Origin of the sequence: Pseudomonas sp. ATCC 43928 (assembly GCF_005938665.2) — a bacterium.
In the GTDB taxonomy this organism is placed as follows: domain Bacteria; phylum Pseudomonadota; class Gammaproteobacteria; order Pseudomonadales; family Pseudomonadaceae; genus Aquipseudomonas.
In genome coordinates this window covers 6,389,986-6,404,288 of the sequence record NZ_CP041753.1, presented here as the reverse complement: position 1 = coordinate 6,404,288, position 14,303 = coordinate 6,389,986, and the positions used below count along the sequence as shown (strand labels likewise).

Below are 14,303 nucleotides of genomic sequence, written 5' to 3'. Positions count from 1 at the left end.
AAATCGGTAGTCATTGGTCGTAAGGCGCATTAGCTTAGACGTTTGTCACGAGTCTGAGTCGAGGTGTGCAATGCTGCTTCAAACATGGCTGGCATTTTTTGCCGCCTGCTGGGTAATCAGTCTTTCCCCCGGTGCCGGCGCCATTGCGTCGATGTCCAGCGGCCTGCGCTACGGTTTCTGGCGCGGTTACTGGAACGCCCTGGGTCTGCAACTGGGCCTGGCGTTGCAAATTGCGATTGTCGCTGCCGGTGTCGGTGCGATCCTCGCGGCCTCCGCCACTGCCTTTTATGCGATCAAATGGTTCGGCGTGGCTTACCTGGTCTACCTCGCGGTCAAGCAATGGCGCGCGCTGCCCAATGAGATGAGCGACGACGCTGCCATTCGGCAGATCGGCAAGCCGATGGCGCTGGTGTTCCGCGGTTTTCTAGTGAACGTCAGCAACCCCAAGGCTTTGGTGTTCATGCTCGCGGTGCTGCCGCAATTCATCGATCCCCATGCGCCGCTAGTGGCCCAGTACCTGATCCTCGGCGTGACCATGATCTGTGTCGACCTGATCGTCATGGCCGGCTACACCGGGCTGGCGGCCAAGGTCCTGCGTTTGTTGCGCACGCCCAGGCAGCAGAAACGCATGAACCGCACTTTTGCCGGGCTGTTCATCGGCGCGGCGGCATTCATGGCGACTTTGCGCAAAGCAGCGACATAAAGCTTCAGGCACAAAAAAGGCGACCTATTGAGGTCGCCTTTTTCATTACTACAGAGTGGCCAGTCTGAGATCAGTGCAGAATCACCGGCGCCGTATCTCGCGGCAGGTTATTACGCAGCGGTGCCTGCCCCGGCTGCTCGTAACCGCCACCACCGAGCTGTTGGCTCAGTTGTGAAGCCACGTCTTCACCCAACGCCTTGGACACGTCACGCACCACCCGTGGGCGGTTCAGGGAAACCCGGATGTCCCGGCCATTCACCAGTTTGGTGTCCTGACCTTCGCCCATCGCCGTGAAGGCCGAGGTGATCTCGAAGGTCTTGGTGTTGATCAGGCTGAAGTCCGCCACCAGCGTCAACGCCAGCACCGCCGAGTAACTGTCGGTGTTGGCCAGCTCGTTCATGTCGCGGGTGAAGTCGATGTCTGACACGGTGCCGAACAGCACATAGTCGGCACCCTTGAAGCTACCGGCCTTGATGCGCTTGATCACGTCATACACGTCGCCTTTGGACGATGCCGTGTAAGGCGTGCCCTGCACCAACTGGAACATCCCGGTGCGCAGGATCTCGCCCTTGATGTCGCCGGTGAATTTGCGCAACTCGCCTTGCTCGATGTAGCTGTTGGTGGCTTCGTACTCTTCGTAACTGGAAGAACCACTGGCGCCGTAATAGCTCTGGCTATGGTTACTCTGTGCCGAAACAGTGTGGACGTATTGCTCCACGCGCTCCTGGTACGCCAGATCCGCTACTGCAACTTTCGGGGCCGCTTGCACGCTGAATGCGCAAGCCAGGGCCATCATGCCAATCCATGTGCGCATCGATTAACGCTCCGTGGTTTTGCGGATCTCTTTTTCGTCCATCCACTCGGCCAGACCGCTTTCAACGTCGATCAATTGCAGGCTGAATTTGTAGAAGACGTCCTTGTAGTCGCTGCTGCGCTTGACGATCGAGCTGATCGAACCTTCAAGACGGTATTGGGCGGCAATCATGTTGCCGGTCTTGGCCACGGTGCTCTTCTTGTACAGGCCGCTCTGGTTTTGCAGCTTGAGCTGGTCGACCTGGCTCTGCATTGCGGTGTTGTCGCTGGCGAAACGGGCGACGCCGGACTTCATCAGCTGGGTCTTGATGCTGGTAGTGATTTCGCGGGTATCGATGTACTCGCTGGTCTTGTTCTTCACGTCGTAGACCTGAACCACCGGACGGCCTTGCAGGATGCCGGACTGGGCCAGGGAGCGGGTCATGGATTCGGCGATCATCTGCAGGTCGGTGGAGCCGAACTCGTTGGTCACGGTTTCCACGGCTTTGGTGTCGCCGTAGCTGATGTTTTTGCTGCCCAGCGTCGGCGAAGTGTTGGCGCAACCGCTGGCCAGGAGGGCGATGACGGCGATGAACGAAAAGCGTGCAAACATGGGAATGCTCTCTAGAACTGAACGAATAGGTGTCGGGCTTAAGGCGTTTTGATTTCGAGACGGAAATCCACGGCTTTGGCGGTTGGCGCAATGGCCTGGATGAAACTGGTCTGCTCGCCGTACATCATCTGGCTTTTCCAGGTTTCCTCTTCGGCAACCGGGAAGCCTTCAGGGCCGAGCCAGGCAAAGCGGTAGTAGAAGGTCTTGTTGTTGTAGCTGGTGTTGCTCAGCTGTGCGTTGACCGTCATAAAGCCGTTTTCCCGCGCCACGCGCATGGCGCCGACCACGATGTTCTTGAGCTTGCCCATGGCCACGACCTTGCTGGCAGCGCTGCCTGGCTCCGGTGGTGGCGGGGTGGCGCAGCCGGCCAGCAAGGCCAGGGCGACGACAGTGATGAGTTTGAAGCGCATGCAAAGACTCCGTTCTTAAGGTTGTTTGAGGCTGGCCACGGTGGTCGGGTTGGCGCTCGGGATCACATGAGCGGCCTGGCCGCTGGCGAATACCTGATTGCCCACGGCGCGCAGGCTGATGACCTGATAGCGCTGATCCACAGTGATCTTGACCACCGAACCGCCCACGGCGCTCGGCAGGGTGACTTGGTGCTCGCCTTTCTTCAAGCGTAGACGCACGACTTGAGTGGTGTCTGGCAGGGTACGCCATGTACGGGTATCGGCACCTTCGAGCACCGCTGAAGAGATCCCGACCGCAAGACCCGCCAGTGGGTTGGATTCGTTGATCTTCTTCTGAGCCACGCCTTTGGTCACGGCACGGACGGTGGTGCGCAGGATGATGCCCGGCATGTCATCACGCAGCGCGCGGCGGGACATGGCGGTGGTGCTGTTGAGTTGCGTCAGGTTCACCTGCTGACCGTCTACGCCGATCTGGGCGAAGGGAGCGGTCGAGGTGTCCGGCTTGATGACCGGGAACGACAGCGGTGTGATCACCACCTGGTTGCTGATCGGCAATGGCAACGGAATGCGGATCGAGTCGCGGGACGGCGCCAGGCCGCTTTGCACGACGATCAGGATGTCGCTGTCCTCGTCCTTGGCGGGTTTGTCGAGATTCACCAGCGCCTGTTCCAGCAGCGGGGTGTTCGGGCGCAATTCGGCGGCCTTGCGATAGCCCGGTGCAGCCAGGTCTTTCTCGCCCAGGGCTTCATAGACGAAACCGGCCAGGTAATGGCTGAACGCACTCTGGTAGCTGTTTTTCAGGCTGACCACTTCTGGCGCGTCGAGGCTGGCCACCGGATAACCCTGGAGATCCTTGTACTGGGTTTTGACGCCTTCCTTCTCGGCCTGCTCTTCGCTCTTGAGGTATTCCTTGTCGCGCAGGTCGGCGATCACCGCTTCACGTTCGTGAGTTTTCTTGATCGCGGTGCGCGCGCCGTCGAAGTCGTTCACCGCCAGCAGGTTGAGGGCCATCTGCGTGGTCAGCATGACTTTCTCGTAGTCGTAGCCTTCGTAGCGACGGACTTTGTCATTGACCAGGAAGCTGCCGAACTGAGCCAGGTACTTTTCGGTGTCGAGCTTGACCGAGTCTTCCCACTTGCCCACCACCTGATCGGCGCTGCTCCAGGCATTCTGGCTGCCGGACAAGTCGCCCTTGGCGCGCAGCAGTTCACCCTTCTCGAAGTAATAGAGCAGGTCTTTGTCGGCGCCGGTGTTGTTCTTTTCCAACAAGGTCAAGGCGCCGTCGACGTTGCCGGCAGCCAGTTGCTGGTTGGTTTGTGCCAGTTCGGAATCGTAGTTGCGAAAAGCCGAACAGCCGGAGAGCAAGGTGACAGCGCTGAGCGCGATCGAGGTAAGGGCGCGAGAGGCCATAGGGGGTACTTCTTCCCTGAGTATAAGCAGCCGCGCGTGCTGGTCGGGCTGTTGGGACCCATCGGCAGGGAGACTGGCGCCCTGCCAATTCCTCATAAAAAGAGGAGCTTAAATGCCGTATCGCGATAACGACGGCGCGGCATTATAAACAGGGATGCTGGCTATGTAATGGCTTTTTAATTGTATGTTTTCACAACGTGCCATTACTTATTTCTGGCCTGATACCGGCGCTGGCGAGGTTTGCACATAAGTCTTTCCGACGACGAATGCCACGGTGTTTATTGTGCGCAGGTTGATGACTTGAAAGTCGCGGTCGATGCGCAGGGTTACCGGCGGGGTGCCGGGCGCGTTCGGCGCGCTGAACAGGTGTTCACCTTTTTTCAGCCGCAGACGCGCGACCAGGGTTTTGTCCGGCAAGGTACGCCATGTGCGGGTGTCGGCCTCCTCGAATGGGTCTTCGCGCGTGACCACCAGCGATGCTTTGGCCGGGTTGCGTTGGTTTTCCTCAGCCTGGCCGATAGCCGCCATGTTGGCGCGGAACATGGCCCGCGAGATGATGGCGGGCATGTCATCACGCAAGGTGCGCAAGGCCATGTCGGTGACGCTGTTGAGTGCGGTCAGCGGCCGTTTTCGACCATCGACGATGATGTGGTCGAATGCTGGCGTGATGGTGTCCGGGATCATCACCGGGAAAGAAATCGGGGCAACGATCACCAGGTTTTCGTTGAGCCGTACCGGAATCGGCACGCGCACCGAGCTGCGTGCCGGTGCCAGGCCGCTTTGGACAATGATTAACACATCACTTTCATCGGCTTTTGCCGGCGGTTTGTCGAGATTGCGCAACGCCTGCTCGAGAAACGGCAGGTTCGGGCGCAATTCAATTGCCTGGCGATAGCCCGGCGCGGCGAGATCGCGTTCGCCGAGGGCTTCATAGGTGAAGCCAGCCAGGTAATGACTGAAGGCACTCTGATAGCCGTTTTTCAATTCGATGACGGCTGGCGCATCGAGGGTGGTCACCGGGTAGCCTTGCAGATCCTTGTAACGCACCGAAATGCCCTGGGCCTTGGCCTGCTCTTCGAGCTCTTCGTATTGCCGCTCGCGCTGGCGGGCAATCAGTGCTTCGCGTTCGTGGGTTTTCTTGATGTCGGCGCGGGCGCCGTCGAAGTCATTCGCAGCCAATTGGTTGAGGGCCATTTGCGTGGTCAGCATGACTTTTTCGTAATCGTAACCTTCGTAGCGACGCAGTTTGTCGTTGACCAGCATGGTGCCCATTTCATTGCCAAACCGTGTGAGCAGTTTCATGGCCCCGGAGGGCACCGCTTCTTCGCGCTGGAATACCATCTGGTCAGCGCTGCGCCAGGCTTTCTGGCTCTCCGGCAGCGCATTGGCGACACTAAGGATGGCGCCTTTCTCGAAGTAATAGAGCAGATCCTTGTCTTCCCAGGGATTGTGCAGCTCCACTAGGTCCAACGCACCCTGGAGGTTGCCCACCAATAGTTGGTCATTGGTCTGTTGCATCTCCTGATCATAATTTCGGTACGCGGCACAGCCACTCAGTTGTAGGGCGAAACTCAGCAGCAAAGAGAACAACAGGCAGGAGCGCATGGACGATGATTCTTCCCTGATCGGATACCGCGAGGAGATAGCAGTTTGCCGCCCAATGTACACGCCGTTATGCAGGAAATACCAACAAAGCTTGAGCGAAACTCATTGGAAGTGAACAATGTGTTACTTCGTATTTCCATTTGAGATTTATTCATGACTGGCTTCTCTCGTTTTCTGGCGTGGCTCGTGCTGCCGATGATCGCGTTCTGCAGCTTCAATGCGCTGGCCGAAACCGCGGAGGGTGCGCCCAAGGCCCTGCATTTGCTCGATTACATTGCCGCCGATTACCCGACGGCGGTCGAGGGAGGCAAGGTTATTGATGAGGCTGAGTATCTCGAACAGCAGACATTCCTGGGGGAGCTGCAAGGGTTGATCGCCGATTTGCCGGCCAAACCCCAGCGTGCCGAACTGGAGCAGGGCGTCAACGGTCTGCGCACCGCGATCGCCGCTCGCAAGGACGGCGCGGACGTCACCCGTCAGGCGCGGCAACTGGGGGCAAAACTGGCGGTGACCTATGAAGTCAGCCAGGCTCCGGTCATTACCCCGGACCCGACCCGCGGCGCGCCGCTGTATGCCCAGCAATGCTCGGTGTGCCATGGCGATACGGGCATCGGTGACGGCCCGGCAGGTGTCGGCATGACGCCACCGCCGACCAATCTGCGCGATGCCGCGCGACTGGACCGTCTGAGCCTCTACGCGCTTTACAACACGCTGGGTATGGGCGTCGAAGGTACTGACATGCCGGCCTTCGCCGATCAGCTGGATGATCGTCAGCGTTGGGACCTGGCGACCTACATCGCCGGCTTCAGCGCCGATCCGGCCGCGGCAAAATCCGAAAAAACCTACAACATCGCCGACCTGGCGCGTCAGACGCCAGCCGAAGTGCAGGCCGTCGAAGGTCCACAAGCGGCCGCGACCTTCCGCGCGCAACGAGCGCAACCGCCACAGGTCAAGCGTGGCCCGGGGCAATTGCTTGAATACACGGCGGCCACGCTGGACAAGAGTATCGCCGCCTATCGCGCCGGCGAGCACGATCAGGCCTACGACCTGTCGGTGGCGGCGTACCTGGAAGGCTTCGAACTGGTTGAAAGCTCTCTGGACAACGTCGACGCCAACGTACGCAAAGACACTGAAAAGTCCCTGATGGCTTACCGTCAGTCGTTGCAGGACGGCTTGCCGGTGGCCCAGGTCGAGCAACGTCTGGAAGTGGCCAAGGCCAAGCTGAAAGAATCCGCTGGCCTGCTCGGTAGCGATGGCTTGAGCTGGTCGCTGAGCTACATTTCCGGTCTGTTGATTCTGTTGCGAGAAGGTCTGGAAGCCATTCTGGTGCTCGCGGCGGTCCTCGCGTTCCTGCGCAATACCGGCCAGCAATCGGCGGTGCGCAGCGTCAACATCGGTTGGGGCCTGGCGCTGTTGGCCGGGCTGGCGACCTGGGCGGTGGCGGCGTATGTGATTGACGTCAGCGGGGCCCAGCGTGAGCTGCTGGAGGGGGCCACTGCGCTGTTTGCCAGTGTCATGGTGCTCTGGCTCGGCGTGTGGATGCACGACCGTCGCCACGCAGCGGCCTGGCAGGATTACATCAAGAGCAGCCTGGTGAGCGGCGGTGGGCGTTTCGGGTTTGCGATCCTGGCGTTCTTCTCGGTGTATCGCGAACTGTTCGAAGTGATCCTGTTTTACGAAACCTTGTGGTTGCAGGCGGGGCCTGCGGGGCATAACGCCGTAATGGCTGGCGGCGCGACGGCGCTGGTTATGCTGGTCGGTCTGGCCTGGGTGATTCTGCGCGGCTCGGCAAAGCTGCCGCTGGCACTGTTCTTCGGCATCAATGCCGGATTGCTGTGCGCGTTGTCGGTGGTGTTTGCCGGCCATGGCGTGAAGGCGTTGCAGGAAGCCGGGGTCTTCGGCACGCGGCCGGTACCGTTCTTTGACTTCGACTGGTTGGGGATCCACGCTGATGCGTATTCGCTGAGTGCCCAGGCTGTGGCGATCATCGCGATCATCGTGCTGTACAGTCGCAGCCGGATGGCCGAGAAGCGGCAGTTGCCGGCGTCTTAAAAGCATTCGCTGCGCTCATATTCGCGGGCAAGCCCGCTCCCACAGGTTCAGCGCTAACCTTATGGGAGCGGGCTTGCCCGCGATGCTTTTCAATAGAGGAAATCCAATGCGCGTATGGATCGATGCTGACGCCTGCCCTCGGGCAGCCAAGGATCTAGTGGTGAAGTTCGCCCTCAAGCGCCAGTTCGAAGTGGTACTGGTGGCCGGTCAGCCGCAGATCAAGCCGGGCCTTGCGCTGGTGAAACTGATCGTGGTGCCCAGCGGCCCGGATGCCGCCGACGATTACCTGGTGGAACACGCGGTGCCGGGGGAGTTGGTGATTTGCAGCGATGTGCCGCTGGCGGATCGGCTGGTGAAGAACGGCGTTGCGGCGCTGGATCCGCGGGGTAAGGAGTTCGATGCGCAGAACATGGGCGATCGACTCGCGGTGCGTAACCTCTTCACCGACTTGCGCGAGCAGGGGCAGATGAGCGGCGGCCCGGCGCCGTTCGGCGAGCGCGAGAAACAGGCGTTCGCCAATGCGCTGGACCGGATATTGACCCGGTTGTCGCGTAAAGCTTGAGCAAGACGGTAATGATCGTTCCCACGCGGAGTGGGAACAATCACGAGTGTTACTCGTCGTTTTCGTGGGTCAGTTCCAGTACGCGGTCGACCAATTTGTTGATGCCGGAAGCGGCTTCGCTGATCGATTGCGCGAGCATGTACGCCGGCGTGCTCACCAGCTTGCGCGCCTTGTCTTCGACAATGTCGGTCACGGCGCACTCGGCGTGGGTGGCGCCCATCTTGTTCATCGCGGCGGCGGTATCGGCATCGTTGCCGATGGTGCAGGTCACGCCCGGGCCGTAGATTTTTGCCGCCAGGGCCGGCGAGATGCAGATCAGCCCCACCGGTTTGCCAGCCTCGGCGAACGCTTCGGTCAACGCCAGGACGTCAGGTTGAACGCTGCAGCCGGCGCCTTCGACGGCAAAGTTCGACAGGTTCTTGGCCGCCCCGAAACCGCCGGGAACGATCAGCGCATCGAAGTCTTCGACGTCCGCTTCACGGATATCCTTGATGTTGCCCCGGGCGATACGCGCCGATTCCACCAGCACGTTGCGCGATTCGGGCATTTCTTCGCCAGTCAGGTGGTTGACCACATGCAACTGCGCGATGTTGGGTGCAAAGCACTGCACCTGGGCGCCGCGCTGGTCCAGCCGCAGCAGGGTGATCACGCTTTCGTGGATCTCGGCGCCGTCGTACACGCCACAGCCGGAAAGGATCACTGCAATTTTTTTGCTCATGGGCTTTTCTCCAGATTCATGGCGTTAAATGTCCACTAATTTGTCACTCGTTGCCATAGGGTTAATTCGCGGCTACACCTAATCTCTGCTGAACGATTCCGATCAGGTCGCGTCATGAACTTCATTCTGTATGCGGTGCCGTTTTTCTTTGGGCTGATTGCGGTCGAGTTGTTGGCCGACCGTTGGCGCGGGGTGAGCAATTACCGCGTGGCAGACGCGATCAACAGCCTCAGCACCGGCGTATTGTCGACTACCACGGGCCTGTTGACCAAAGGTGTCGGCCTGGTCACTTATGCCTTCGCCCTGGAACATCTGGCCTTGATCGAGCTGTCGGCCGACAGTGTCTGGGTCTGGGTGTTTGCATTCGTCTTCTACGACTTCTGCTACTACTGGCTGCACCGGATGGGCCATGAGCGCAACATCCTCTGGGCCGCGCATTCGGTGCATCACCAGAGCGAGGACTACAACCTCTCCACGGCCCTGCGCCAGACCAGCACCGGGTTTCTGTTGAGCTGGATCTTCTACCTGCCCCTGGCCGTGCTCGGCGTGCCGCTGCTGGTGTTCGTCAGCGTTGCGGCGTTGAACCTGTTGTACCAGTTTTGGGTGCATACCCGGCATATTCCCAAGCTTGGCTGGTTCGAGTGGTCCTTCGTCACGCCGTCCAATCATCGGGCTCACCATGCACAGAACGCTCTCTACATGGATCGCAACTACGGCGGGGTGTTCATTATTTGGGACCGTCTGTTCGGCTCGTTCCAGGAAGAGGACGATAACGAACCGGTGATATTCGGCGTGACCACGCCGCTGGCGAGCTGGAATCCGTTGTGGGCGAACGTGCAGTTTTACGCGCAGTTGTGGGATGACGCCCGGCGCGCCGAGCGCTGGTGGGACAAGCTGCGGATCTGGTTCATGCGCACCGGTTGGCGGCCGGCGGACGTGGCGGCCAAATACCCGATGAACAAGCCGGACCTGGCTCAGTTCCGCAAATTCGAGGTGCCGCTGGACGGACGTCAGCAGTGGTATGTGGCGCTGCAGTTCTGCGTCTACATCGCCTTGGGCAGTTACTTGATGAATTTGGAGCAGAGCCTGCCGACCGCAGCCCTGGTGTTGGGTTGGGGCGCCGTGGCGTTGGGGTTGTTCGTGTTGGGTGCAGCCCTGGAGAATCGCCCGCAGGCGTTGAAGCTGGAGCTGTTGCGGCTGGTGTCGAACCTGCCGCTGGTGTGGCTGGCACCGATGGTCGGGCTATGGCCGGGCAGCGCGGTGGGCTGGGTGGTGCTGCTCAGTTACAGCCTGCTCAGCGGCATCGGTCTCTACTGTTGTAGAAACCGCGTCACTCGATGGGCGTCGTAGGTTCGTTGGACTTGGCCTGTTCGGCTTTCAGTGCCTGCTCATCGGCGTAGATCTTTTTCGCCAAGCGGGCATTCTTGAAGCGTCGCCGCAGCCACAGGACAAAGCCCAGGACCAGCAGGGCGCCCAGCACCCACAGCTCGTACTTCTTGACACTGCCCAGCATACCTTCGAGCACCGCGCCGAAGTGATACGCAGCCGCTGCCAGCGCCGCAGCCCAGATGGCCGCGCCAATCCCGTTGAGCAGCAGATAGCGTCCCGGCGGATAGCCCGACAGACCGATTGCCACCGGCATCACGGTGCGCAAACCATAGACAAAACGGAAGCTCAGCACCCAGATGTCCGGGTGCTTGCGGATATGTTCCAGTGCCCGATCGCCCATCAATTGCCAGCGCGGTTTGCGCGCCAGCAATTTGCGCCCGTGCTTGCGCCCCAGGAAGTACCACAGCTGATCGCCGGCATAACTGCCGAAGAACGCCACGACCACCACCAGGTTGATGTCCATGTACCCACGGAACGCGAGGAAGCCTGCGAGTACCAGAATGGTTTCGCCTTCGAAAAACGTGCCGAGGAACAGGGCAAAGTAGCCGAAGTCATGTAGGAATTGTTGGAGCATTGTCTGGGTGCTGGCGAAATGAACGCGCAGCCTAACCCTTCGTGCACATTCATGAAAGTGTCCAAATGTGTCTCGACGTGAACATTTCCTACAAGGACAATGGAATGCGGCTACCTGTCACAGGGGTGCACACAACTGTCATACGTTGGTCATAATGGCCGCTTATAACTGTCACGCTCGCCCGCCAGCGCGGGCTCAGGAGTCTGCCGTGAGCTTTACCCCCGCCAACCGTTTGTTTCCTGCAACCCGCCTGCGTCGCAACCGTCGTGATGATTTTTCGCGTCGTCTGGTCCGTGAAAACGTACTGACCGTCGATGACCTGATCCTGCCGGTATTCGTGCTGGACGGTGAAAGCCGTCGCGAAGCAGTGGCGTCGATGCCGGGCGTCGAACGCCTGACCATCGATCTGTTGCTGGAAGAGGCTGCCAAATGGGTCGAGCTGGGCATTCCGGCGCTGGCACTGTTCCCGGTGACACCACCGGAACTCAAGTCACTGGATGCCGCCGAAGCCTGGAACCCCAACGGCATCGCCCAGCGCGCTACCCGCGCTCTGCGTGCGCAGTTCCCGGAGCTGGGTGTGATCACCGACGTCGCCCTGGACCCGTTCACCACTCATGGGCAAGACGGCATCCTCGACGAAGAAGGCTACGTGCAGAACGACATCACCGTCGACGCACTGGTTAAACAGGCTTTGTCCCACGCCGAAGCCGGCGCTCAAGTGGTGGCTCCGTCAGACATGATGGACGGGCGCATACAGGCGATCCGCGAGGCGCTGGAGCTGGCGGGTCACGTCAATGTGCGGATCATGGCCTACTCGGCCAAGTACGCCAGTGCCTACTACGGCCCGTTCCGCGATGCGGTGGGTTCGGCGTTGAACCTGGGCAAGGCCAACAAGGCCTCCTATCAGATGGACCCGGCCAACAGCGACGAAGCCCTGCACGAAGTGGCGGCCGACTTGTCAGAAGGCGCAGACATGGTCATGGTCAAGCCAGGCATGCCGTATCTGGATATTCTTTATCGGGTCAAGGAAGCGTTCAAAGTGCCGACCTTTGTGTATCAGGTCAGCGGCGAATACGCCATGCACATGGCGGCGATCCAGAATGGCTGGTTGAGCGAAGGGGTTATCCTCGAATCCCTGACCGCTTTTAAACGTGCAGGCGCAGATGGCATCCTGACTTACTTTGCCGTCCGTGCTGCTCAATTGTTACGAGAGCAAAAATAGCCCTCCCAGGAACATTCGATGAATACCGAAGGACTCACTGAAGTTGCCGTAAAAGACGCTCAACCTGTGGTGGAGCAAATCGCTGAAACTCCGCCGGAGCTGGAGCCCGCTCCACCTGCGGTGGTGGCCGAGCCCGTTGTGGCGGCGCCAGCGATTGCCATTCCCGGTCTGGATGACAGCAGCCTGTACATCCATCGCGAGCTCTCGCAACTGCAGTTCAACATCCGCGTGCTGGAACAGGCGCTGGATGAGTCCTACCCATTGCTGGAGCGGCTGAAGTTTCTGCTGATCTTCTCCAGCAACCTGGACGAGTTCTTCGAGATTCGTGTGGCCGGCCTGAAGAAGCAGATCACCTTCGCCCGTGAACAGGCTGGCGCCGATGGCCTGCAACCGCATCAGGCCCTGGCTCGCATCAGCGAATTGGTGCACGGTCACGTCGACCGCCAATACGCGATTCTCAACGACATTCTGTTGCCGGAACTGGAAAAACATCAGGTCCGCTTCATCCGTCGTCGTTATTGGACTACCAAGCTCAAGACTTGGGTCCGCCGTTATTTCCGCGACGAGATCGCGCCGATCATCACCCCGATCGGCCTCGACCCGACGCACCCGTTCCCGTTGCTGGTGAACAAGAGTCTGAACTTCATCGTCGAGCTCGAAGGCATCGACGCCTTCGGTCGCGATTCCGGCCTGGCGATCATCCCGGCGCCGCGTCTGCTGCCGCGGATCATCAAGGTGCCGGAAGAAGTCGGCGGCCCGGGTGACAACTATGTATTCCTGTCGTCGATGATCCACGCGCACGCCGACGACCTGTTCCAGGGCATGAAGGTCAAGGGCTGCTACCAGTTCCGCCTGACCCGGAACGCCGACCTCGCGGTCGATACCGAAGACGTGGAAGACCTGGCCCGCGCCCTGCGCGGCGAGTTGTTCTCCCGTCGCTATGGTGATGCGGTGCGGCTGGAAGTGGCCGACACCTGCCCGAAACACCTGTCCGATTACCTGCTCAAGCAGTTCAACCTGCAGGAGACCGAGCTGTATCAGGTCAATGGTCCGGTCAACCTGACCCGGCTGTTCAGCATCACCGGCCTGGACAGTCATCCGGAGCTGCAATACACGCCGTTCACCCCGCAGATCCCGAAACTGCTGCAGAACAGCGAGAACATTTTCAGCGTGATCAGCAAGCAGGACATCTTGCTTCTGCACCCGTTCGAGTCCTTCACCCCGGTGGTCGACTTGCTGCGTCAGGCGGCCAAGGATCCACACGTGTTGGCGGTTCGCCAGACGTTGTATCGCAGCGGCGCCAACTCGGAGATCGTCGATGCGCTGGTGGATGCGGCGCGTAACGGCAAGGAAGTGACGGCGGTGATCGAATTGCGCGCGCGGTTCGATGAAGAATCCAACCTGCAGCTGGCCAGCCGTCTGCAGGCGGCCGGCGCCGTGGTGATTTACGGCGTGGTCGGCTTCAAGACCCACGCCAAGATGATGCTGATTCTGCGTCGCGAAGCCGGCGAGATTGTTCGCTACGCTCACTTGGGTACCGGCAACTACCACGCGGCCAACGCCCGTCTGTACACCGACTACAGCCTGCTGACCTCCGACGATGCCTTGTGCGAAGACGTCGGCAAACTATTCAGCCAGTTGATCGGCATGGGTAAAACCCTGCGCATGAAAAAACTGCTGCACGCGCCGTTCACGTTGAAGAAGGGCATGCTCGACATGATTGCCCGGGAGACGCAATTCGCCCTCGACGGCAAACCGGCGCACATCATCGCCAAGTTCAACTCGCTGACCGATCCAAAGGTCATCCGCGCGTTGTACAAGGCCAGCCAGTCCGGGGTACGCATCGATCTGGTGGTGCGCGGCATGTGCTGCCTGCGACCGGGCATCGCCGGGGTATCGCACAACATCCACGTACGTTCGATCATCGGTCGTTTCCTGGAGCACACCCGGGTCTTCTACTTCCTCAATGGCGGTGAAGAGCAGATGTTCCTGTCCAGTGCCGACTGGATGGAACGCAACCTCGACAAGCGCGTCGAGACTTGCTTCCCGGTCGAGGGCAAGAAGCTGATTTTGCGGGTCAAGAAAGAGCTGGAGCTTTATCTGACCGACAACACCCACAGCTGGAGCCTGCAGTCGGACGGTCGCTACGTCCGTAATACACCGACCGGCAACCAGAACCCGCGCAGCGCCCAGGCCACCTTGCTGGAGCGATTGGGCAGCCCGATTCTGGCGGTGCGTTAACGCAAACCTTGA

General features: G+C 60.0%; 13 protein-coding genes. 6 read left to right on the top strand and 7 right to left on the bottom strand.

What is annotated here, in order from left to right; all coding sequences use genetic code 11:
* Positions 1-70 precede the first annotated feature (70 nt).
* Positions 71-703: a LysE family transporter gene (locus FFH90_RS29595; protein ID WP_018927553.1), complete on the top strand. Its 633-nt coding sequence runs from the start codon at positions 71-73 to the stop codon at positions 701-703.
* Between the two features lie 70 nt (positions 704-773).
* Here the strand turns inward: FFH90_RS29595 and FFH90_RS29590 are convergent, their stop codons facing one another.
* The 5 genes from FFH90_RS29590 to FFH90_RS29570 form a co-directional block, all read right to left on the bottom strand.
* Complete coding sequence (locus FFH90_RS29590; protein ID WP_018927554.1) at positions 774-1,517, bottom strand: hypothetical protein; 744 nt, start codon at positions 1,515-1,517, stop codon at positions 774-776.
* A 3-nt stretch (positions 1,518-1,520) separates the two neighbouring features.
* Entirely contained in the window at positions 1,521-2,108 is a 588-nt protein-coding gene (lpoB, locus tag FFH90_RS29585) for a penicillin-binding protein activator LpoB (protein ID WP_007941608.1), read from the bottom strand.
* Positions 2,109-2,146: 38 nt separating this feature from the next.
* Complete coding sequence (locus tag FFH90_RS29580; RefSeq protein WP_018927555.1) at positions 2,147-2,518, bottom strand: YcfL family protein; 372 nt, start codon at positions 2,516-2,518, stop codon at positions 2,147-2,149.
* A 15-nt stretch (positions 2,519-2,533) separates the two neighbouring features.
* Positions 2,534-3,928 (bottom strand): COG3014 family protein, encoded by a 1,395-nt coding sequence (locus tag FFH90_RS29575; protein ID WP_064621052.1) that lies wholly within the window; start codon positions 3,926-3,928, stop codon positions 2,534-2,536.
* Positions 3,929-4,135: 207 nt separating this feature from the next.
* Complete coding sequence (locus FFH90_RS29570) at positions 4,136-5,533, bottom strand: COG3014 family protein (protein WP_064621051.1); 1,398 nt, start codon at positions 5,531-5,533, stop codon at positions 4,136-4,138.
* Between the two features lie 153 nt (positions 5,534-5,686).
* Between FFH90_RS29570 and FFH90_RS29565 the strand changes: the two genes are divergently transcribed.
* Together FFH90_RS29565 and FFH90_RS29560 are read left to right on the top strand one after the other, a co-directional pair.
* On the top strand, positions 5,687-7,585 hold the full coding sequence (locus tag FFH90_RS29565) for an FTR1 family protein (protein WP_086944363.1): 1,899 nt from the start codon (positions 5,687-5,689) through the stop codon (positions 7,583-7,585).
* A gap of 106 nt (positions 7,586-7,691) precedes the next feature.
* The gene (locus FFH90_RS29560) at positions 7,692-8,147 is read left to right on the top strand and encodes a YaiI/YqxD family protein (RefSeq protein ID WP_064621049.1); all 456 of its coding nucleotides are present in this window, start codon (positions 7,692-7,694) and stop codon (positions 8,145-8,147) included.
* 49 nt (positions 8,148-8,196) lie between these two features.
* Here the strand turns inward: FFH90_RS29560 and elbB are convergent, their stop codons facing one another.
* A complete protein-coding gene (gene elbB, locus FFH90_RS29555) occupies positions 8,197-8,865 on the bottom strand; it encodes an isoprenoid biosynthesis glyoxalase ElbB (protein ID WP_018927560.1) in 669 nt (222 codons plus the stop codon).
* Between the two features lie 114 nt (positions 8,866-8,979).
* Between elbB and FFH90_RS29550 the strand changes: the two genes are divergently transcribed.
* Positions 8,980-10,215, top strand: a complete 1,236-nt coding sequence (locus FFH90_RS29550) for a sterol desaturase family protein (RefSeq protein WP_111453026.1) — start codon at positions 8,980-8,982, stop codon at positions 10,213-10,215.
* Here the strand turns inward: FFH90_RS29550 and FFH90_RS29545 are convergent.
* Positions 10,196-10,828: a DedA family protein gene (locus FFH90_RS29545; RefSeq protein ID WP_064621046.1), complete on the bottom strand. Its 633-nt coding sequence runs from the start codon at positions 10,826-10,828 to the stop codon at positions 10,196-10,198. The genes FFH90_RS29550 and FFH90_RS29545 overlap by 20 nt on opposite strands.
* A gap of 208 nt (positions 10,829-11,036) precedes the next feature.
* Between FFH90_RS29545 and hemB the strand changes: the two genes are divergently transcribed.
* Positions 11,037-12,050, top strand: a complete 1,014-nt coding sequence (gene hemB / locus FFH90_RS29540; RefSeq protein ID WP_138866486.1) for a porphobilinogen synthase — start codon at positions 11,037-11,039, stop codon at positions 12,048-12,050.
* Positions 12,051-12,068: 18 nt separating this feature from the next.
* Positions 12,069-14,291: a polyphosphate kinase 1 gene (gene ppk1, locus FFH90_RS29535; RefSeq protein ID WP_018927564.1), complete on the top strand. Its 2,223-nt coding sequence runs from the start codon at positions 12,069-12,071 to the stop codon at positions 14,289-14,291.
* The last annotated feature ends 12 nt before the right edge of the window (positions 14,292-14,303 follow it).

Excerpts from the sequence above, each read along its gene's own strand:
- FFH90_RS29595 (WP_018927553.1), top strand. The coding sequence starts at position 71 with ATGCTGCTTCAAACATGGCTGGCATTTTTTGCCGCCTGCTGGGTAATC.
- FFH90_RS29590 (WP_018927554.1), bottom strand. The coding sequence starts at position 1,517 with ATGCGCACATGGATTGGCATGATGGCCCTGGCTTGCGCATTCAGCGTG.
- lpoB (WP_007941608.1), bottom strand. The coding sequence starts at position 2,108 with ATGTTTGCACGCTTTTCGTTCATCGCCGTCATCGCCCTCCTGGCCAGC.
- FFH90_RS29580 (WP_018927555.1), bottom strand. The coding sequence starts at position 2,518 with ATGCGCTTCAAACTCATCACTGTCGTCGCCCTGGCCTTGCTGGCCGGC.
- FFH90_RS29575 (WP_064621052.1), bottom strand. The coding sequence starts at position 3,928 with ATGGCCTCTCGCGCCCTTACCTCGATCGCGCTCAGCGCTGTCACCTTG.
- FFH90_RS29570 (WP_064621051.1), bottom strand. The coding sequence starts at position 5,533 with ATGCGCTCCTGCCTGTTGTTCTCTTTGCTGCTGAGTTTCGCCCTACAA.
- FFH90_RS29565 (WP_086944363.1), top strand. The coding sequence starts at position 5,687 with ATGACTGGCTTCTCTCGTTTTCTGGCGTGGCTCGTGCTGCCGATGATC.
- FFH90_RS29560 (WP_064621049.1), top strand. The coding sequence starts at position 7,692 with ATGCGCGTATGGATCGATGCTGACGCCTGCCCTCGGGCAGCCAAGGAT.
- elbB (WP_018927560.1), bottom strand. The coding sequence starts at position 8,865 with ATGAGCAAAAAAATTGCAGTGATCCTTTCCGGCTGTGGCGTGTACGAC.
- FFH90_RS29550 (WP_111453026.1), top strand. The coding sequence starts at position 8,980 with ATGAACTTCATTCTGTATGCGGTGCCGTTTTTCTTTGGGCTGATTGCG.
- FFH90_RS29545 (WP_064621046.1), bottom strand. The coding sequence starts at position 10,828 with ATGCTCCAACAATTCCTACATGACTTCGGCTACTTTGCCCTGTTCCTC.
- ppk1 (WP_018927564.1), top strand. The coding sequence starts at position 12,069 with ATGAATACCGAAGGACTCACTGAAGTTGCCGTAAAAGACGCTCAACCT.